We start from the raw sequence: 20,515 nt of genomic DNA, 5'->3' as shown, positions 1-20,515 counted from the left end.
GGGCCTGGACAAGAGCAGCCCCGCCAAAGGGGCCGATCCATGGGAAGGAAAAATCAATGAAGCAGGCAGTTGTCCGCCGTCATGTCCGCGCCGCCTTGTTGACAGCGCTGGCGCTCGGCCTTGCCATCCCCGCCGCCTGGGGTCAGGCACATCAGGGGCTGGGTGGTTCCGGCGGTCTCGGACCCGGCGGCTACGGCCCCTTCGATGCGCAATTCCCCGCCGGCGGCGATGGTCTGGCCAAGCCGAAGCTGGACGAGAAGCAAAGCCCCGGCGCGCCCGTCCCGGCCAATGCCCCCTGGACGCTTTATGGCTGGGTACAGGCCGAAGCGGCGGGCAAGGGCCTGTCGCTGCTGGGCGGTTTCGCCACCGCCGATGGCACGGCCCCCGCTTGGTTCCTGGCCCTGTCGGATGGCAAGCCGGCGGTCGTGGCGGGGGCCAAGACCATCAGCGGCGGCAAAACGCTGCCCCCCGGCCAATGGGCCTTCCTGGCCGCCAGCTTTGACGGGGCCAAGGCGCGACTTTATGTCGATGGACGGGAAGTGGCGTCGGGCGATGCCGCCACCACATCCGCCATGGCGCAGTTCATGCTGGCCCCGCGCCGCAGCCGCACCGCCGCCTTCGTGCCCGCCGCCGCCACGCCGTTCGCGGGCCGTCTGGCCGGCTTCTCCGCCCTGCCCCGCGCCCTGTCGGCCAGTGATATCAAGGCGCTGGGCGGCAGCGCCCCCAGCATCGACCTGACCAATTTCGAAAATGGTGCCCCCACTTGGCCCGTGCAGGTGCGGCAGATGTATGGGCAGGTCGCCCCGCAGGACCCCTGGACCCGGCCCAAGGCCAAGACGGGCTTCAGCCAACCTGTGGCCAAACCCGTCATCGAAACCCCTGCCCTGGCCCCGGCGGGGGAGGGCGAATGGGTGTTGGGGGCGTGGAAGCTGGTGGAAGCGCCGAAGCTGCGCGATGGGGGTCCCGCCCTGTCGCGCCCCGGCTTTGACGCCAAATCCTGGTATGCGGCCACAGTGCCGGGCACGGTGCTGACCACGCTGGTTGATCGCGGCATCTATCCCGATCCCGATTACGGCCTCAACAACCTCGCCATCCCGGAAAGCCTGAACAAACAGGATTACTGGTATCGCAGTGAATTCACCGTGCCCGCCGATCAGGCCGGCAAACGCCTGCAATTGTCGCTGAACGGCGTGAATTATCAGGCAGAAGTCTGGCTGAACGGGCAAAGGCTGGGCAGCATGAAGGGGGCCTTCATCCGGGGCCGCTTCGACGTGACGGGCATCGCCAAGCCGGGACAGGCCAATGCACTGGCCATCCGCATCAGCCCCCCGCCCCGCCCCGGTATCCCGCACGAGGAAAGCCTGACCTCCGCCGTAGGGGAAAACGGCGGCATCATGGCCCTGGACGGGCCGACCTTTGTGGCATCGGAAGGTTGGGACTGGATCCCGTCGGTGCGGGACCGCAATACCGGCCTATGGCGCAACGTCACCCTGTCGGCCACGGGCGATGCAAGGCTGGGCGACACGCAGGTCATCACCTCCCTGCCCAAACCTGATAATTCCGTCGCCGATATCAGTATCAATGTCCCGGTGGAAAACCTGTCGGGTCAGCCCCTATCGGCCAGCGTCACCGCCAGCTTTGACGGGGTGAGCGTCACCAAGCAGGCCACCATCCCCGCCGGTGGCGGCACCATCACCCTGGCACCGTCCGAATTCCCGCAATTGTCGGTGAAGAACCCGAAACTCTGGTGGCCCAACGGCTATGGCGAGCCAGCCTTGCATCAGATGAAACTGGCGGTATCGGTCAATGGTCAGCCGTCGGACAGCCAGGAACTCCGCTTCGGCATCCGCGAGGTCACTTACGAGTTCTCTCTGATGGATCAGAAAGGGGCGCTGCGCCGGGTGGAGGTTGACCTGACCGACGCCAAGGCACGCGGGGAGAAGATCATTGACGTCACGCATGAGGGCATCCGCAAGGTGCCCGACGGCTGGGCCGCCTCGCTGTACCCCGGTGCCGAGAACTCACCCGCGGTAAAGCCTGTGGACGGTGCCGAACTGTCGCCGCACATGGTGATCAAGGTGAATGGCGTGCGCATCGCGGCGCGCGGCGGCAACTGGGGCACCGATGATTGGCGCAAGCGGGTGGCCAGGGACAGGCTGGAGCCTTACTTCCGCCTGCACCGCGACGCGCATGTGAATGTGATCCGCAACTGGGTCGGCCAGAATACGCAGGAAGAATTCTTCGAACTGGCTGATGAATACGGCTTGATGGTGCTGAATGATTTCTGGGCCTCGACCCAGGATTATCAGCTGGAACCACAGGACGTGCCCTTGTTCATGGCCAATGCCACCGACACGGTCCGCCGCTATCGCAACCATCCCTCCATCGTGCTGTGGTTCGGGCGCAACGAAGGCGTGCCGCAGCCCATCCTGAACGAGGCGCTGGACAGCATGATCCGGGCGGAGGATGGCACCCGCCACTATACCGGCTCGTCCAACCGTGTGAATCTGGCCGGCAGCGGCCCCTATAATTACCGGGAGCCGGAAACCTATTTCACCGAGCATGCCCAGGGCTTCTCGGTAGAGGTGGGTACCCCCTCCTTCCCCACCATGGAGGCGCTGAAGGCATCCATGCCGGAGACGGAGCTGTGGCCCATTTCCGACAGCTGGGCCTATCACGACTGGCACCAGACCGGGAACGGCGCCACCCAGACCTTCATGGATGCGATATCGACGAAGTTCGGCCCCGCCAGCAGTCTGGCGGATTTCGAGCGCAAGGCGCAGATGCTGAACTATGAAGGTTACCGCGCGATTTTCGAGGGCATGAATGCCGGCCTGTGGACGCGCAATTCCGGCCGCATGCTGTGGATGACGCAGCCCGCCTGGCCCAGCACCATGTGGCAGATCCTGTCCCATGATTACGACACGCACGGTGCCTTCTACGGCATGAAGAAGGCGTCTGAACCGGTGCATGCACAGTTGGACCTGCCCGACCATCGCATCACGGTCATCAACAATACCCGCGATGGCCTGTCGGGCCTGACCCTGAATGCCCGCACGCGCTCCCTGTCGGGCAAGGCACTGGGCGACCGCACCGCCACCCTGGATGCCGGGGCCGGCTCCGTCGCCCATCCCTTCACGCTGGACCTGAAGGGTCTGCTGGCAACGGAGAAGCTGGTGCTGGTCAGCCTGGAACTGACCGACAAGGCCGGCAAAATCCTGTCGCGTAACGATTACTGGGTCGCCGCCGACGCCGCCGCGCATCAACGCCTGAATGAGCTGCCCACCACCCCGGTCACCATCTCGGCCAATGGCAAGGTGGCGGCGAATGGGGAGGTGACGCTGGACGTGACTCTGTCCAATGGCGGCAACAGCCCGGCCCTTCTGGCCAAGCTGACGCCGCAGAAGGCGGACGGCACCCGCATCCTGCCGGCCTATGTCAGCGACAATTACGTAACCCTGATGCCGGGGGAGACGCGTAACATCGCCGTCACCTATCCGGCCCGTGCGGCGGGACCGGGTACACCCGCCCTGTCCCTGCGTGGCTGGAACATCCAGCCGACCAGCGTCAGCGTGACGATCACGCCCTGACGCGCTTTGACGGGCCCGGCCTTTTCCATTCCACCCGGCAACCGGGTCGCAAGAGAGTTTGTGTTGATGATCAGGATAGGCGTGGATTTCGGCGGTACGAAGATCGAGGCGGCGGCCCTGTCGGCGGAGGGGGAGTTCCTGTCCCGTCTGCGGGCGCCCAACCCCGGCACCTATGACACCGCCATTGATACGGTGCGTGACCTGATCGCACGTACAGAGGCCGCCGTGGGTCGTGCCGCCAGCATCGGTCTGGGCGTGCCCGGCAGCGTCAATCCCGCCACCGGCCTGATGCGCAACGCCAATTCCACCTATCTGAACGGTCGCGACTTCGCCTCCGACCTGTCCGCCGCCTTGTCCCAGCCCGTGCGGCTAGCCAATGACGCCAATTGTCTGGCCCTGTCAGAGGTGGTGGACGGGGCGGCGGCGGGCGCGAAGGTCGCCTTCGCCATCATCATCGGCACCGGCTGCGGCGGCGGGCTGGTGGTCAATGGCCGGCTGGTGGAAGGGGCCAACGGCATTGGCGGTGAATGGGGCCACATGCCTCTACCATGGCCCATGGCTGATGAAATTCCCGGCCCCGCCTGCTGGTGCGGACAGCGCGGCTGTGTCGAGACCTGGGTATCGGGCACCGGCCTGCGCCGCGACCATGCCGCCGTCACCGGCCAGGACCAGCCCGGCGAATGGATCATCAACGCGGCGCGCGGCGGTGATCCGGGGGCCAAGGCCGCGCTGGATCGCTATATCCACCGGTTGGGCCGCTCCATGGCGGTCATCGCCAATATCGTGGACCCCGATGTCTTCGTGCTGGGCGGTGGCCTGTCCAACGTGGCGGAGATTTATGAGGGCCTGCCCGCCGCCATCAAGGCCCATGTCTTCTGTGACACCTGGAACGCCCGCATCCTGCCCGCTCGCTGGGGCGACAGTTCGGGTGTGCGGGGTGCCGCCCGGCTCTGGCTTTCCTGACAGATAGGCTGGCGCGACGCGCTGCGCGCTTACGCCCTATATCCCACTGCGACAATCTCATAGGCCGCGTGACCGCCATCACGGCGGCGGGGGACGCAAAGGGATAGGATAGGGGAAATCAATCATGCAGCCATTGAAATGTCATGGAACAGGCGCATGATCAAATCGTTGCCTCGTGGAACCGCGTATGCAGGCCCCTCACGGGCCCGGACAGGAGGACGCTTATGAATACCAATGACTTGCCCCTTGATCATGCCCTGCTGGGCGAAGCCAGCCTTGGCGAGCTTCTGTCCGATCCCATCGCCCTGCTGCTGATGGATCGTGACGGGGTGGTGCCGGAGGATGTACTGCGCATCGTCCGCGTCACGGCGGACCGTATCGCCAGCAATGATTGCGGCCCGGTTGGTGCGGCCATCTCGGCGGCCTGACCTTTTTAACCTGCTGTGACGGACGGGCGACCATCCCGTCCGATTGAACTGCCGCTGCCCCCGTGCCATATGCAATTGACGTGATTGCAATGCCGGAGGGGTATCGTGCCCGACAGCCTGAACCATGCCGACCTGGGCGAACTGCCCGCCTGGGACCTGTCCGACCTGTATGCCGGCCCCGACTGCCCCGTACTGGCCGCCGACCTGACAAAGGCAGAGGGCGACGCCGCCGCCTTTGCCGAACGGTATCAGGGCAAGCTGGCGGGGTTCAGCGGGGCGGAACTGGCCCAGGCCATCGCCGATTATGAAAAGCTGGACGAGGTTCTGTCGAAGGTCATGTCCTTCGCTGGCCTGCTCTATGCCTCCAACATGGCCGATCCCAATATCGGCCGCTTCTATCAGGGGATGAGCGAGCGGGTGACGGGCATTTCCGTGCATCTGTTGTTCTTCACCTTGGAGATCAACCGGCTGGAGGATGCGGCCCTGGAAGCCAAGCTGGCGAACCCCGCTCTGGCCGCCTACCGCCCCTTCCTGCGCGACACCCGCATCTTCCGCCCGCATCAGCTGTCGGACGAACTAGAGAAGCTGCTGCATGAGAAATATGTGGCGGGCCGTGCCGCCTGGACCCGGCTGTTCGATGAACATCTGGCCGATCTCCGCTTCCCCATCCGGGGGGAGGAGCTGACCTCGGCCCAGGCCCTCAACCTGCTCTCCTCCACCGACGCCGCCGTGCGCAAGGACGCGGCCCAGGTGCTGGGCGAGGTGCTGGGGAAGAACCAGCGCACCTTCGCCCACATCATGAACACCCTGATCAAGGACAAGGAGATCGAGGATCGCTGGCGCAGCTACGCCAACCCCTGGTCATCCCGCAATCTGGCCAATCAGGTGGAGGATGAGGTGGTGGACGCGCTGCTGTCCTCCGTCCGCTCCGCCTACCCGCGCCTGTCCCACCGTTACTATGCGCTGAAGGCCAAGTGGTTCGGGCAGGACAAGCTGGATTACTGGGACCGCAACGCGCCCTTGCCCGGCGATGATGACCGCAAGATCCCGTGGGAGGAGGCCAAGCGCATCGTCCGCGACGCCTATGCCCGCTTCAGCCCGAAAATGGCGGAGATCGGCCAGGAATTTTTCGACAATCCCTGGATCGACGTACCGCCGCGTCCCGGCAAGAATCCCGGTGCCTTCGCGCACCCGGTGGTGCCCTCGGCCCATCCCTATCTTCTGCTGAATTATATGGGCCGCACGCGCGATGTGATGACCCTGGCGCATGAGCTGGGCCATGGCGTGCATCAGTATCTGTGCCGCGAACAGGGGCATTTGCAGGCCTCAACCCCGCTGACCTTGGCCGAAACCGCCTCTGTCTTCGGGGAGATGCTGACCTTCCGCGGCCTGCTGGACGCCACCACCGATCCCAAGAAGCGCAAGGCGCTGCTGGCCGGGAAGGTGGAGGACATGATCAACACAGTCGTGCGCCAGATCGCGTTTTATCAGTTCGAACGCAAGCTGCACACCGAACGGCACGAGGGCGAGCTGTCGGCCGAGCGCATCGCCGATATCTGGATGGAGGTGCAGACCGAAAGCCTGGGTCCCGCCTTCCGCTGGGAAGACAGCTACCGGCCCTACTGGACCTATATCGGGCATTTCGTCCACTCGCCCTTTTATGTCTATGCCTATGCCTTCGGCGACTGTCTGGTGAACAGCCTGTATGCCGCGTACCAGGAGGCGGCGGCCAAGGGCCAGGGGGCAGAATTCGCGGACAAGTACATGGCCATGCTGTCGGCGGCGGGCACGCTGCACCATACCGACCTGCTGGCCCCGTTCGGCCTGGACCTGAAGGACCCGTCCTTCTGGAACAAGGGCCTGGGCCTGCTGGACAGCTTCATCACGGAGCTGGAAAGCCTTTGAAATAAAGCGGTGGTGAGGGTCCTTCACCACCGCTTTATTTCCTGCCCCTCAATTGCCGGCGCTGCATCCGCAGCTTGGCTACGCGCCACGTGGCGCGCGGCGGCGGTCGCCGCCGTACCGACGGTCAACAATTTTGACCGTCGGTATTACATCAACAGCAGCGATTGACCCCGCTCCACCGCCGGTCCAGTTCCGACAGGTAGAAGGCCTCCCGGTCCAGCGGCGGCTGGTCCGGGTGGCGTTCCAGATGGCGGGTCAGGTACAGGTCATAGGCTGCGTCGCCCGAAACCTCCCGCAGCACGGTCCAGGCCGTGCGCAGGAACCGGGCCGGTCCCGCCATCATCTCAATGCCCTCCCGCCCCGGCCGGCTGCGGCAGGCTGGCCGCATCGACATAGGGTGCCTCGGTCAGGGGCGGCACCGCCTTGCCCTGCACATGGCGAAGGGAGATGCGGGCCATTTCGATGATCATCACCCACAGCACAATGATGAAGAATACTGTCAGGGCCGCATCCAGCCGCTGATTGAAGATCAACTGCGGTGCAGACTCCAGCGCCTTGCCCGACAGCGACCCCGCCGCCAGCTTGCCCTCCAGCGCGTTGGCCCCGGCCAGGAAGCCGATGCGCGGGTTGGGGTCGAACAGTTTCAACCAAGCGGCATAGGTGGTGGTGACGGCCAGGAACGCCATGGGCAGGCCGGTGACCCAGGCATAGCGGGCCTTGCCCTTTTTCACGATGATGGCCGTGGCAATGGCCAGGGCCATGGCCGCCAGCATCTGGTTGGAGATGCCGAACAGCGGCCAGAGGATATTGATGCCGCCATAGGGATCAATGACCCCGATATAGAGGAAATAGCCCCAGCTGGCCACGAACAGGGCCGAACAGATAATCGCCGGCCCTCGCGCCTTGGTATCGCCCAGCGGCCGCCAGATATTGCCCAGCAGGTCCTGCAGCATGAAGCGGCCCACGCGGGTGCCGGCATCCACCGCCGTCAGGATGAACAGGGCCTCGAACATGATGGCGAAATGATACCAGAGCGCCAGCAGGTTCTGCCCGAAGGCCCCCGCGAATATCTGCGCCATGCCCACGGCCAGCGACGGCGCGCCGCCGGTACGGGCCAGCAGCGTCGTCTCCCCCATGGCCGTCGCCAGTTCCTGCATATGCTGCGCCGTTACGGGGAAACCCCAGGAACTGATGGTGGCTGTCGCCGTCTCCAGCGTGGCACCGACGATGCCCGCACTGCTGTTGATGGCGAAATAGACGCCGGGGTCCAGAACGCAGGCCGCGATCAGGGCCATGACGCCGACAAAGCTTTCCATGGCCATGGAGCCATAGCCGACCAGCCGTAGGTCCTTCTCCGACATGATCAGCTTGGGCGTGGTGCCGGCACTGATCAGGGCGTGGAAACCGGAAACCGCACCACAGGCAATGGTGATGAACAGGAACGGATACAGCCCGCCCGCCACCACCGGCCCGGTGCCGTCGGTGAATTGCGTCAGGGCCGGCATATGCAGTTCAGGCCGCAAGATGACGACGGCGAAGGCCAGCAGCAGGATGGCCCCGATCTTGATGAAGGTGGAGATATAGTCGCGCGGGGCCAGCAGCAGCCAGACCGGCATGATGGCCGCGAAGAAGCCGTAGCCGATGACCATCAGGGCCAGCGCCGGCCCGTCATAATCGAACATTGGCCCCAGGACTGGATCATGCGCCACCCAGCCGCCGCCAACGGTGGCCAGCAGCAGCAGCGCCAGTCCGATCAACGATCCTTCCAGCACCCGGCCCGGCCGGATGCTGCGCATATAGATGCCGACCAGGATGGCGATGGGAATGGTCATGGCCACCGTGAAGGTGCCCCACGGGCTGTGCTTCATGGCATTGACGACGACAAGACCCAGCACGGCCACGATCAGCACCATGATCAGCAGGGTCCCGACCAGGGCGGCCCCGCCGGCCACAGGCCCCAGTTCGTCCCGCGCCATCTGTCCCAGGGGGCGGCCATCCCGGCGGGTGGAGGCCCAGAGGACCACCATATCCTGCACACAGCCGCCAATGACGGCACCGGTCAACAGCCAGAGCGTGCCCGGCAGATAGCCGAACTGTGCCGCCAGGGTGGGGCCGACCAGGGGGCCGGCACCGGCAATGGCCGCGAAATGATGGCCGAAGGTGATCCAGCGATGGGTGGGCACATAGTCGCGCCCGTCATTGATGCGCAGGGCCGGTGTGGCCCGGCTGGGATCGGCGACCAGCACGCGCGTAACGATCCAGCCGGCATAAAGCCGGTAGGCGACGGCATAGATGCCGAAGGCCGCCGCGATGAACCACAGGGCATTGATCGTCTCTCCCCGGTGCAGGGCGATCCCGCCCAGGCAAGCAGCACCGAAGACGCCAATGACAATCCAGATCAGATTTTGGGCCAGTTTGGGCATTTATCTTCTCCCAGGCGCCGCGCGGGTCGCGGCTTTTTCCTCCCACGTTTCCCATGAAACGCTGTGGAACCGGGAAAGGCCAGCGCAACTTGACAAGCTTTTACAACAACGCCGCCACTCCGCGTCCCAGGGCCACAAGACCCAACCCCGCCAGCGCCAGGCCCGACACAATGTCCAGCCAGCGGCGGGCACCCAGACCCAGCGCATGGCGCAGCAACCCGACCAGGGCGATGATGATGCCCCACCACAGCAGGGACCCCGCGAACACCCCCGCCACGGTGGCCAGGGCCGCCCCCACCCCCGCCCCTTCCGCCGGCACCAGGGCCGTGAAGATGGCGGCGAAGGTCAGGATCGTGGGCGGGTTGGTCAGGGTCAGGAGAATCGCCGTCACAAAGTCGCGGCCCGCTCCGCCTTCGGCAATGGTCCTGGCCTCTGCTGCCGGATCGGCCCGCAGCGCCTTTACGCCCAGCCAGATCAGAAACAGGCCGGCAACGACATTCAGGGGGGCTGCATAGGCCAGCAGAAAGGCCGACAGGCCCGCCATGCCCAGCGCCGCGACGACGCCGTAAAGGGCATCACCGACGGCGATGCCGCCGCCGATGGCCAGTCCGCGCCGCCATCCCCGCGTCAGGGTGGTCCGCATGCAAAGCAGGCTCATGGGCCCCACGGGCGCGGCAATGGCCGCACCAATGCCCATGGCTTTCAGAAAAAGCGCCATATCCAGCATCTTTGATCTCCAGAAATGAAAAAACCCCGCCGACTGGCTGTCGGCGGGGTCCTTGACGTTCGTGATGTCCCGGTATCGGGGGACGGCGGGCCTTGCGCCCTATCCCGCCCTGATCCCATCCGGCCACGCGCAGGCCACCGCCAGAAGGCGGGCCTGTTGTTGGGCGAAAAGGGCGGGGCTGAAGCTGTTCATGGGCTGAACGTCACGCGGATGACGCCATCCGTCAAGGGTGATTCGCAGCGGGGCCACGCCAGAAGCCCCAAATGAAAAAGGCCGGCACCCAATCGGGCACCGGCCTTTCCTCCGTCGTCCGTTCCCTGATTACAGGGCGCGGGCGATTTCTTCCATCTCGAAGGCTTCGATCGTGTCGCCTTCGCGGATGTCGTCGTAGTTTTCGAAGGCCATGCCGCATTCGAACCCTTCGCGCACTTCGCGGACTTCGTCCTTCATGCGCTTCAGGGTCTTCAGCGTACCCTCGTGGATCACGACATTGTCGCGCAGCAGGCGGACCTTGGCGCCGCGCTTGACGATGCCTTCGCTCACGCGGCAGCCAGCGACCTTGCCGACCTTGGTGATGTTGAAGACCTGCAGGATGTGCGCGTTGCCCAGGAACTTCTCCCGTAGCGTCGGCGACAGCATGCCGGTCAGCATCTGCTTAACATCATCGATGATGTTGTAGATGATCGAGTAGTAGCGGATTTCCACGCCGTCGCGCTTGGCCATATCGCGGGCCTGCGGATTGGCGCGGACATTGAAGCCCACGACCAGACCCTTGGACGCATTGGCCAGCGTGATGTCGCTTTCCGTGATGGCGCCCACACCGGACGTCAGCACGCGCACCTTGACCTCGGTATGCTCGGCCGTCAGCTTCTCCAGCGCACCGGAGATGGCTTCGACCGAACCTTGCACGTCGCCCTTGATGACGATGGGCAGTTCCTTGGCTTCGCCCGCCTGGATCTGCTTGAACATCTGTTCCAGCGAACCACGGCCGGACTTGGCGCTTTCGGCTTCACGCTTCTTGCGGGCACGGTATTCGGTGATTTCGCGGGCGCGGCTTTCGCTGTCGACCACGACCATCTCTTCACCGGCCAGCGGCACGCCGCCCAGGCCCAGAACCTCGACCGGCATGGCCGGCGGGGCATCGGGAACATTGACGCCACGGTCGTTGACCAGGGCGCGGACGCGGCCCCATTCGGAACCGGCGACCACGATATCGCCCACCTTCACGGTGCCGCGCTTGACCAGCACCGTGGCGACCGGACCACGGCCCTTGTCCAGCTTGGCCTCGACCACCACGCCATCAGCGGTGCGGTTCGGGTTGGCCTTCAGCTCCAGGATTTCGGCCTGCAGCAGGATGGCTTCTTCCAGCTTGTCCAGGTTGATGCCGGCCTTGGCCGACACTTCCACGTCCAGGACGTCACCGCCCATGCCTTCCACGACCAGATCATGCTGAAGCAGTTCCTGGCGGACGCGGTCCGGCTTGGCCGAGGGCAGATCGCACTTGTTGATGGCGACGATGATCGGCACGCCCGCCGCCTTGGCGTGGCGGATGGCCTCGATCGTCTGCGGCATGACGCCGTCATCGGCCGCCACGACCAGCACCACCACGTCGGTGACGTTGGCGCCACGGGCACGCATCTCCGTAAAGGCGGCGTGACCCGGCGTATCGATGAAGGTGATCTTGGAGCCGGACTTCAGCTGTACCTGATAGGCACCGATATGCTGCGTGATGCCACCGGCCTCGCGGGCTGCAACGTCGGTCTTGCGCAGCGCGTCCAGCAACGAGGTCTTGCCATGGTCGACGTGACCCATGACGGTCACGACGGGCGGACGGGACATCAAATCCTCGGCCACATCCTCGTTGCCCATCACGCCGATTTCCACGTCGCTCTCGGCGACGCGAACCGGACGGTGACCCAATTCCTGCACGACCAGTTCGGCGGTGTCGGCATCAATGGTCTGGGTGATGGTGGCCATCACGCCCATGCGCATCAGCGACTTCACGACATCGGCGCCGCGTTCGGCCATACGGTTGGCCAGATCGCCGACGGTGATAACCTCGGGGATGATGACGTCGCGGGTGACCTTCTGGGTCTCCTGACGACCGAACATCCGCAGACGCTCACGCTCACGGGCACGCTTGGCGGCGGCCATGGAGCGACCGCGGCGGCCTTCATCGTCCGACAGGGCCTGCGAGATGGTCATCTTGCCGCCGCGACGCTTGTCATCGACCTTGGCCTTGACCGGAGCGGCGGGGACCTTGGCGGCGGTCTTGCCGGGACCGGCCACCTTGGCGCGGCGAGCACCACCATCTTCATCGTCGAAATCGGCGGGCGGACGCGCACCGGGCAGAGCCGGACGGGCAGCACCGGCGTCCGTCGTCGTCGTGGCGGCAGGACGGGCAGCGGCCGGACGACCGGAACGGTCATCATCGGACGCGGCCGGGGCAGCGTGACGCGACCGGCTGGTCTCCGCACGGCTGGCGGCTTCGGCCTTGCGGGCGTCCTCCGCATCCTTGCGGCGGCGCTCGGCCTCGGCAGCGGCGGCCTTCTCGGCCTCCTGGATGGCGCGCAGTTCTTCCAGCTCGCGACGGCGGACCGTGTCCTCGTCCAGCGGTTCGGACGCGCGGGCTGCGGCCTCGGCCTCGGCGCGGGCAATGGCCTCGGCACGGGCGCGGGCTGCGGCTTCGGCGGCGACAGCCGCTTCGGCTTCGGCGATGGCGCGGGCTTCTGCCTCTGCTGCTTCCTGGATCGCGCGCTCGCCCTCGGCCTCAGCGGCGGAGCGCAGGGCGCGGATGCGGGCTTCGCGTTCAGCGTCGCTCAGCTGACGGGGGGCATTGCCACGCGGCTGGGGCCCGCGGCCGCCGGCCGCACCCTCGGCTGCGCGCCGGGCAGCAGCACCGCCATCGGCGACGCCGGGAATGGCACCCTTCTCGAAGGTCTTCTTGCGCTTGACCTCGACCGCCACTTCCTTGCCGCGTCCATGCGAGAAGCTCTGGCGCACGGTGCCGGACGCGCCTGCGCCGCCGCCTGCCGCTGCGGGCTGTGCAGGGGCCGCCTGCTTCGGCTTATTGGCCCCGCCCAGTCCAAGCGTCGGGCGACCACCCAGGGTCAGCACCTTTTTGTCGCGGTTTTGGTCGTTGGTATCGCTCATCCCTAATCCGACAGTAAGCCGTTGAAACCTAACACATCCGCCCAATGACTCAGGCGGCCGTTCCGCCAAGGGCGGAAAGCCGTGCAACCTCGCGGCGGACCTGCTGTGCCAGCGGACCCGCCGCCATCACCGCATGTACCGCCTCTTCCCGGCCCAGAGCCGCCCCCAGTTCCGTCCGATCGAAGACATCGACCAGCGGCACACCCAGCGCCTGTGCCAAGGCATGCAACTTGGTCCGACCATCGTCGGACCCGTCACACGCCTCTAACCACAACCCTACACCCTTTTGGCCCGCACCGCCTGCCCGGCCTATGAAACCGGAACGCAATGCAGCCTGTACCTTCTCGAAACCCGCGATGGCACCCCCGCCCTTGCGGGCAAGACCGATCAGACCGAGGGCCCGGCGACGGATCAGCCGGCGCGTCAGCACCAGCAGGTCCGGCACGGGCTTCACGCCCTGGCGGGCGGCCTTGGCGAACAGTCCCTTGTTCAGGGCCTTTTCGACCAGTGCCGCGTCAGCCGTCAACCACAGCCCGCGACCGGGCAGGGTTTCATCCACATCGGGAACCACCTGAAGCGACGGCCCCACAACGAAGCGGATCATGCCCGCCTTGTCCTGGACCTTTCCGCTGGCGATGCAGCGGCGCAGCGGGCTTTTGCGGCCCGCCACGGCTTCCGGTTCGTCGGCCTGGGCCTCGGCGTCGAGTTCCGGCGGATAGCCGGGCGTCGTATCAGTGCCGCTGCTCATGCCTGTTCCTCAATAACCTGGAGTGGAAGGCCTCAGCCTTCCGCCCCTTCCTCGTCGGCGAACCAATGCGCACGGGCGGCCATGATCACCTCATTGGCTTCGTCCAGCGTCATCGCATCCTTGCCGATGATGTCCAAAAGCTCGTCACCGGCCAGATCGGCCAGATCGTCCAGCGTCTTGACACCCTTTTCACCCAGCTTGACCAGCATGGTCGGCGTCAGCGCCTCGATATTGGCGACATCGTCTTCCACGCCCAGTTCGCGGCGCTTGGTTTCCAGGATTTCGTTCTGCTGTTCCAGGAAGGTGACGGCGCGATTCTGCAGCTCGGCGGCCACATCCTCGTCAAACGCCTCGATCCGGGTCAGTTCGTCCAGGTCGACGAATGCGATTTCCTCAACCGAGGTGAAGCCTTCGTTCACCAGCAGATGGGCAATCATGTCGTCGACGTCCAGGGCCTCCATGAACAGGGCCGACCGCGACGAGAATTCCGTCTGGCGGCGCTCGCGTTCTTCGGCCTCGGTCATGATGTCGATAGTCCAGCCCGTCAGCTGCGACGCCAGACGGACATTCTGACCACGGCGGCCGATGGCCAGCGACAGTTGGTCGTCGGGAACCACGACTTCGATCTTGTTGCCTTCATCATCCAACACGACCTTGGCCACTTCGGCCGGGGCCAGCGCGTTCACGACGAAGGTGGCCGGATCGGGCTTCCAGGGGATGATGTCGATCTTCTCGCCCTGCAACTCGCCCACCACGGCCTGCACGCGGGAACCGCGCATACCGACGCAGGCGCCCACGGGGTCGATGGAGCTGTCCTTGGAGATGACGGCGATCTTGGCGCGGCTTCCCGGGTCACGGGCCACGGCCTTGATCTCGATGATGCCGTCATAGATTTCCGGCACTTCTGCCTTGAACAGACCGGCCATGAACATCGGATGGGTGCGCGACAGGAAGATCTGCGGGCCGCGCGGTTCCTTGCGTACATCATAGATGTAGGCGCGGACGCGGTCGCCGGTCTTGAAATGCTCACGCGGCAGGCACTCGTCCCGGCGCAGCACGGCTTCCGCGCGGCCCAGATCGACGGTGACATTGCCATATTCGACGCGCTTGACCAGACCGTTCACGATCTCGCCCTTGCGGTCGATATATTCATTATACTGACGCTCGCGCTCGGCCTCGCGCACCTTCTGCACGATGACCTGCTTGGCGGTCTGGGCGGCGATGCGGCCGAAATCGATGGGCGGCAGCGGATCGACGATGAAATCGCCAAGCTGCGCCTTCGGGTTCTTGCGGCGCGCCTTGGCCAGCGTCACCTGCACGGCCTCATTCTCCACCTCTTCCACCACTTCCATGTGGCGGGTCAGCTGGATATCGCCCGTCTTGCGGTCGATCCGGGCACGGATGTCGTGCTCGTGCCCATATTTGGAGCGGCCAGCCTTCTTGATGGCCTCCTCCATGGCTTCGAGCACATGCTCCTTGTCGATATTCTTCTCGCGGGCGACCGCGTCGGCTACTTGAAGCAGTTCCATCCTGGCGAACCCTGCCTTCTATCCTGGTCGTCAGACCGCCCCGGCGCCGGCATCGGCGTCGGAGGGGCCATCGGTGGTCACAACATCCTGTTCATCCTGGCCCTGACGGGCAAAACGCCCCGGACCCTTCTTTTTGGACGCCTTCTCGGCCTTGGGACGCTTCACCGGCTTGGCCGTGTCGTCCACATCCATCTGCCCGCCCTCGGTGCCCGCAGCCAGCCCCTGTTCGGATGCCGCCATGCTCAGCAACTCGTCGGTCAGTTCCAGCCGGGCCTTGGCGATCTGGTCAAAGGGGATCTCTGCCACTTCCACCAGACCCGGATCAATTTCCACGGGCTTCGCCTTGGCCGAAACCTTCGCCCCCGGCTTGCGCTTGGGCGGCTGTGAGGTCTTGGCATCCAGAGCGATCAGCACATTCCCGCCCTCGACCCCATAAAGGGTGCCGCGGAAGCGCTTGCGCCCATCCATCGGCATCTGGGTTTCGATACGGGCTTCCAGTCCCTTGAACCGCTCGAAATCCTTCAGGCGGGTCAGCGGGCGGTCGATACCGGGGCTGGACACTTCCAGCGTGTAGGCCGACGTGATCGGATCTTCCACGTCCAGCAGGGCCGAAACAGCATGGGAAATGTCGGCGCAATCCTCAACCGTCATGGCCCCGCCATCGGCGCGGTCAGCCATGATCTGCAAGGTCGGGCGCTCACCACCGGAAATCTGCAGGCGCACGATCTCATACCCCATGGCCTCGACCGAGGGGGTGATGATGCCACCGATGCGTTCCAGCACGTCCATTCGCGTTCCAACTCCACCCGCCACCCAGCCTGTGCCGGATAAGCGGAGCCCAGATAAACAAAAAGGCGGGCCAAAGGCCCACCCGCAAAGCAGACCAGCCTGCCAACGACGGTCGCTGGCCGGTCCGTATGGGATAAAGATGATGGGTATATAGACCCGAACGGCCCGCGTGAAAAGCGGAATCACTACAGGGCCTTGCATCCCTGCCCCCCAGGGTGGCTTTAACCATCCTGGGGAGAAGGCTTTCCTTCATCAGAAGCTGGCGCGGGCCGTCAGCTTCACAATGTGGCTGGTGACATAGTCGGACCCACCACCCTTGCTGTCTACCCACAGGTAGCGATAGCCGGGGGCCAGCGTCAGCCCATCCCAGACCACCATGTTCAGGCCGGCTTCGGCGAAGAGGGCGCCATGGGTGCCTTCCTTGACGATCAGCAGGCTGCTGTCATTCTTCAGGTCGGCGACACCGCCGCCCAAACCGACATAGGGCTGGTACGTCTTGGTGACGGGAATGTCGTAATAGGCACCGGCCAGGGCCGTCCACATGGACAGGTCACCATTGGGCTGGGTCACGGTCGCGGACTTGTTGCCCGTGATGTCCGCCAGACGCCCGAAACCGCCTTCCAGTTCAAAACGGAAATCGTCCATCCGGTAACCGGCGGCGATGGTGCTGGTGTACTTCTTGTCGGCGTTGCCCTTGGCGGTCCGCCACGTCGTCGCATGGGTATAGTCATTGCCGACAAAGGCGCCGACAGAGGCGGAGACATAAGGGCCGTCTTCGGCACGGGCAGCACCGGTGGCGGCGAGCAGCATGGCGGCGACCGCCATCAGCAGTTTGGTCTTCATGATACCTGTTCCCTGTAACTTCTAAAGCCTCGCCCCTGGCCGCAGACATAAGCGCTCGTGCCGCACTGCGGAAGTGGCGGCGTCGGCAGATGTGGGCCGCGTATTTGTGCGGTCTGCGCAGGCAAAAACTGCGACTGATCGCCCATTTGACAGGCATTCGCAAATTACCTCGAATGCCGGATAATTATCTGATCAAAAACACCGTCGCAGAGTATAAAATGAACCGAATTGTTACAATTGTTAGCGCATAGCTTGTCTTGGTTGCGATGCACAAAAGTAAAAACTCAGGCTATTGCGTTTCTGTGGGGCTGTGGCATGGTCTTTACACATCAGATTGGAATTATTTTGCAGCGCAGCACAGAGTAGGAGACCGCCACATGCTGACCAAGACCCGTTCCGCCCTTCTGCTGGCCTCCCTGCTGCTGCTGCCTGTACCGGCCTTTGCCGGCTGCGCCATCAACGCCGCGCCGACCGTTCCTGACGGTACGACCGCAGCTCCGACTGAAATGAATCAGGCTCAGGAGGCCGTGAAGGCCTACATCATGGAGACGCAGGAATATCTGTCCTGTCTGGAGGCAGAGGCAAAGGGCAACTTCACCCCCGAAATCACCGCCCGCTATAATGAGGCCACGGACCGGATGAGCAGCCTGGCCATGCAACTGAACACACAACTGCGCAGCTTCAAGAGCCGTGGCTGATCCCTGCTCCTGACGACCAGCTCAAGGCAAAACGCCCCGCATCTGCGGGGCGTTGACGTTTCAGCCTTCAGTGTCGGCCAATGCCGCCCCGGCATTGCCAGGGTCGGCGGCCCTGGGGTTCAGGGTGGCGGCCCCACCCACGGCCAGGGCCAGCCGGTTGCTGGCGCTTTCCAGCCGCGCCTCCAGTTCGAACAGGGCCACATCCTTGGGAAGGCCCGGCGGGATGGGCGGCAAGAATTCGATGGTGATGCGACCGGGCCGCTTCAGGAAGGTCTTGCGCCCCCAGAAGACGCCGGAATTGACCGCCATCGGCACCATCGGCACGTTCAGATCATCATACAGAACGGCGATCCCCACCTTATAGGGACGGTATTCACCCACGGCCACGCGCGTGCCTTGCGGGAAGATCACGATCTCGCGCCCCATCGCCTTCATCTCCCTGGCACCCTTGACCAGGGAGGCGATGGCGGCCCCGCGCTTGCCGCGCTTCACGGGGATCATGCGGGCCCGCCAGGCATACCAGCCCCAGAGCGGGATATGGATCAGCTCGTGCTTCAGCACGATGGCGGGGTCGCGGAAGATGAGGTGGAGCTTCATCGTCTCCCACATCGACTGGTGCTTGGCCCCCACCAGATAGGCCCCATCCTTGGGCAGATGCTCGCTCCCCTTCACCTCATAGTGAAGGCCGATGACGTGGCGCTCCAGGAAACACAGGCTGCGCATATAGAAGCGGATGGCCGCCAGCAGGACCGATCGGGGAAACAGCAGCGTCCAGAAGATCGCGGTGCAATAAACCGCCGTCCAGGAGAAGAACAGGACATTGAACAGCAGAGAACGGAGGAAAATCATGCGCATCTGGTCCGGAAGATCGGCGGGCGCCTGCACTTAACCCGAAAGGCCCCGGCCCTGTCCAGACCCGGTGCTGCTCATGCGGCGTAGCCGAGCCCAAAGATGGGGGCGCGGGTCATTGAAGAGCCTGAAAGATGGGGTCAAACCGCCGGGCGCGGGGCTGTCAGGGCGGCGCGGACCACGGCCAGCAGATACTTGTTATATTCCCCGATGATCAGCTCGGCTGTGCCGGGCCAGCTCCACCACCCGTCCAGACGCACCTTCTGCGGCGTCACAGGATGGGGGACCAGGGTGACGCCCGGCAGGGCGCGGCGGAATTCCACCAGACTGCGCGGCATATGGTAATTGGCGGTCACCACCCGCAGGCTGGTGAAGCCTTCCTCTTCCATCCAGCGTCCCGTCTCGACGGCGTTGCCTTCGGTATCGTCGGCGTCATAGCCAAGCTGCACACAGCATTCCAGGTCGTTGCCCGACTTGGACGACAGCGCCAGCAGCTCCCGCACCTCCACCCCGCGATAGACGCCGGAGATGAACAGCTTGCGAGCCCGCCCGGCGCGCAGCAGGTCGAACCCGACCGACAGACGCTCGCTGCCGCCGGTCAGGACCACGATGCCGTCGGTGCGCACGTCATCGTCGGGCGCCTGACGCGGCAGGGACGCCGCGAACAGGAACAGGCCGCCGCCCCAGGTCCCCGCCAGCAGGGCGACCAGCAGCAACAGGCGGCGCAAAGACCGGGATGCTGGATGTCCGCTCACGGCAGCCGGCCCAGCGCGCGCATGACGGTCAGCCGCGCCGTCAGGGCCGCCAGCAAGGCCGCCACCACCGGCACCACGGGCAGCCAGGCCCAATCCCGCATCGACAGCGCCATGTCAGGCAGCAAGGACGCGCCCATCCCCTGCCCCGCCTGTTCCAGACCCCAGAGCGTGGCCAGCGCCAGCAGGAACCCGACCCCGCCGCCCAACAGTGCCTGCCGCAGCATATGGGTCTGGAACTGACCCGCGACATAGCCGTCGGTAGCACCCATGACATGCAGAAGTTCCACCTCCTGCCGATGCACTGCGAATCCAGAGGACGCGGCGAAGATGATGGAGATGACGCCCGCCCCGCCGATCAGCGCGATGATGCCGACCGACACGGCCTGCACCGTCCGGGCCAGCCGGCGCAGATCACCCAGCCAGCGGGCGGGGTCCTCCACCGTCACATAGGGGGCGGCGCGGTTCAGCTGTTCTGACAGATCGGCGACATTGGCCCCGTCGGTCAGACGCACATCGATCAGCACGGGCAGCGGCAGTTCCGAAATCAATGCTCCCTGACCCAGCCAGGGCTCCACCAGGGCGCGGGCATCGGCGTCCGACAGGCGGCTGGCGGTCGCGACAAAGGCGCTGGCCGACAGGGCGTCCATCACCTTGCGCACCCGTTCATCCAACTCGCGTTCATTGGCGGTGCCCGTGGGTGCCACCTGCACCGTCATGCCCGCCGTCAGTTCGCTGTCCCAACGGCGCGCCAGACCCGACAGGATCAGCGACACGGCCAGTGCCAGCGCCGCCAGATAGACCATCAGGGCGATGATCCAGGGCAGGAACCGCCCCGTGGCGTCCTGGCTCAGCGGTATGTCGAAATGGGCGCGGCGGCGCATCGGTCCCTGTTCCGGCTGTGGGCGACCGGTCATCCCGGCCTGTCGGTCAGCGACAGGAATGGCATGGGCGGGCGGCGAGGTAAAGCCGGCAGACCCCGTCCGACGGAGGTAGCGCTTCTTTCAGCCCCCGTCCTTGCACAGGATGCCCGCGCCCGCCTATAAGGGATTGGCGCGGGCGGCATTGCCGTTCCGCCTTCCGATTTCCGATCCACCCCGTATCCCGGCGCCTTGACC

16 protein-coding genes are annotated in these 20,515 nt (G+C 65.0%); 5 read left to right on the top strand and 11 right to left on the bottom strand.

Annotation, left to right across the window (positions count from 1 at the left end; translation table 11 throughout):
• Positions 1–56 precede the first annotated feature (56 nt).
• The 4 genes from ABC729_RS15810 (at position 57) to ABC729_RS15795 (ending at position 6,886) form a co-directional block, all read left to right on the top strand.
• Positions 57–3,590 carry a glycosyl hydrolase 2 galactose-binding domain-containing protein gene (locus tag ABC729_RS15810; protein ID WP_495608499.1) on the top strand — a complete coding sequence of 1,178 codons (3,534 nt, stop codon included), beginning with the start codon at positions 57–59 and terminating at the stop codon, positions 3,588–3,590.
• A gap of 66 nt (positions 3,591–3,656) precedes the next feature.
• Entirely contained in the window at positions 3,657–4,553 is an 897-nt protein-coding gene (locus ABC729_RS15805; protein WP_495608498.1) for an ROK family protein, read from the top strand.
• 224 nt (positions 4,554–4,777) lie between these two features.
• On the top strand, positions 4,778–4,981 hold the full coding sequence (locus ABC729_RS15800; RefSeq protein ID WP_495608497.1) for a hypothetical protein: 204 nt from the start codon (positions 4,778–4,780) through the stop codon (positions 4,979–4,981).
• A 105-nt stretch (positions 4,982–5,086) separates the two neighbouring features.
• Entirely contained in the window at positions 5,087–6,886 is a 1,800-nt protein-coding gene (locus ABC729_RS15795; protein WP_495608496.1) for a M3 family oligoendopeptidase, read from the top strand.
• Between the two features lie 151 nt (positions 6,887–7,037).
• Here the strand turns inward: ABC729_RS15795 and ABC729_RS15790 are convergent, their stop codons facing one another.
• From ABC729_RS15790 to ABC729_RS15755, 8 genes are all read right to left on the bottom strand, one after another.
• On the bottom strand, positions 7,038–7,229 hold the full coding sequence (locus ABC729_RS15790; protein ID WP_495608495.1) for a YbdD/YjiX family protein: 192 nt from the start codon (positions 7,227–7,229) through the stop codon (positions 7,038–7,040).
• Position 7,230: 1 nt separating this feature from the next.
• The gene (locus tag ABC729_RS15785; RefSeq protein WP_495608494.1) at positions 7,231–9,309 is read right to left on the bottom strand and encodes a carbon starvation CstA family protein; all 2,079 of its coding nucleotides are present in this window, start codon (positions 9,307–9,309) and stop codon (positions 7,231–7,233) included.
• A 100-nt stretch (positions 9,310–9,409) separates the two neighbouring features.
• A complete protein-coding gene (locus ABC729_RS15780; RefSeq protein WP_495608493.1) occupies positions 9,410–10,036 on the bottom strand; it encodes a LysE family translocator in 627 nt (208 codons plus the stop codon).
• 321 nt (positions 10,037–10,357) lie between these two features.
• Positions 10,358–13,189, bottom strand: a complete 2,832-nt coding sequence (gene infB / locus ABC729_RS15775; protein ID WP_495608492.1) for a translation initiation factor IF-2 — start codon at positions 13,187–13,189, stop codon at positions 10,358–10,360.
• Between the two features lie 49 nt (positions 13,190–13,238).
• Positions 13,239–13,937 carry an RNA-binding protein gene (locus tag ABC729_RS15770; protein ID WP_495608491.1) on the bottom strand — a complete coding sequence of 233 codons (699 nt, stop codon included), beginning with the start codon at positions 13,935–13,937 and terminating at the stop codon, positions 13,239–13,241.
• Positions 13,938–13,969: 32 nt separating this feature from the next.
• Complete coding sequence (gene nusA / locus ABC729_RS15765; protein ID WP_495608490.1) at positions 13,970–15,466, bottom strand: transcription termination factor NusA; 1,497 nt, start codon at positions 15,464–15,466, stop codon at positions 13,970–13,972.
• A 30-nt stretch (positions 15,467–15,496) separates the two neighbouring features.
• Complete coding sequence (gene rimP / locus ABC729_RS15760; RefSeq protein WP_495608489.1) at positions 15,497–16,255, bottom strand: ribosome maturation factor RimP; 759 nt, start codon at positions 16,253–16,255, stop codon at positions 15,497–15,499.
• A 252-nt stretch (positions 16,256–16,507) separates the two neighbouring features.
• A complete protein-coding gene (locus ABC729_RS15755) occupies positions 16,508–17,098 on the bottom strand; it encodes an outer membrane beta-barrel protein (protein WP_495608488.1) in 591 nt (196 codons plus the stop codon).
• A 377-nt stretch (positions 17,099–17,475) separates the two neighbouring features.
• Between ABC729_RS15755 and ABC729_RS15750 the strand changes: the two genes are divergently transcribed.
• Positions 17,476–17,796, top strand: coding sequence for a hypothetical protein (locus tag ABC729_RS15750; RefSeq protein WP_495608487.1), 321 nt, complete (start codon positions 17,476–17,478; stop codon positions 17,794–17,796).
• 60 nt (positions 17,797–17,856) lie between these two features.
• On the opposite strand, the gene ABC729_RS15745 is transcribed toward ABC729_RS15750, so the two are convergent.
• From ABC729_RS15745 to ABC729_RS15735, 3 genes are all read right to left on the bottom strand, one after another.
• On the bottom strand, positions 17,857–18,645 hold the full coding sequence (locus ABC729_RS15745) for a lysophospholipid acyltransferase family protein (protein WP_495608486.1): 789 nt from the start codon (positions 18,643–18,645) through the stop codon (positions 17,857–17,859).
• A 140-nt stretch (positions 18,646–18,785) separates the two neighbouring features.
• Entirely contained in the window at positions 18,786–19,373 is a 588-nt protein-coding gene (locus tag ABC729_RS15740; RefSeq protein ID WP_495608485.1) for a YdcF family protein, read from the bottom strand.
• Between the two features lie 23 nt (positions 19,374–19,396).
• On the bottom strand, positions 19,397–20,281 hold the full coding sequence (locus ABC729_RS15735) for a cell division protein FtsX (RefSeq protein WP_495608484.1): 885 nt from the start codon (positions 20,279–20,281) through the stop codon (positions 19,397–19,399).
• Between the last annotated feature and the right edge of the window lie 234 nt (positions 20,282–20,515).

This window comes from Niveispirillum sp. CC-CTL257 (assembly GCF_059489915.1).
The sequence above is the reverse complement of the archived record's forward strand: the minus strand, read 5'-3'. Positions and strand labels throughout refer to the sequence as shown.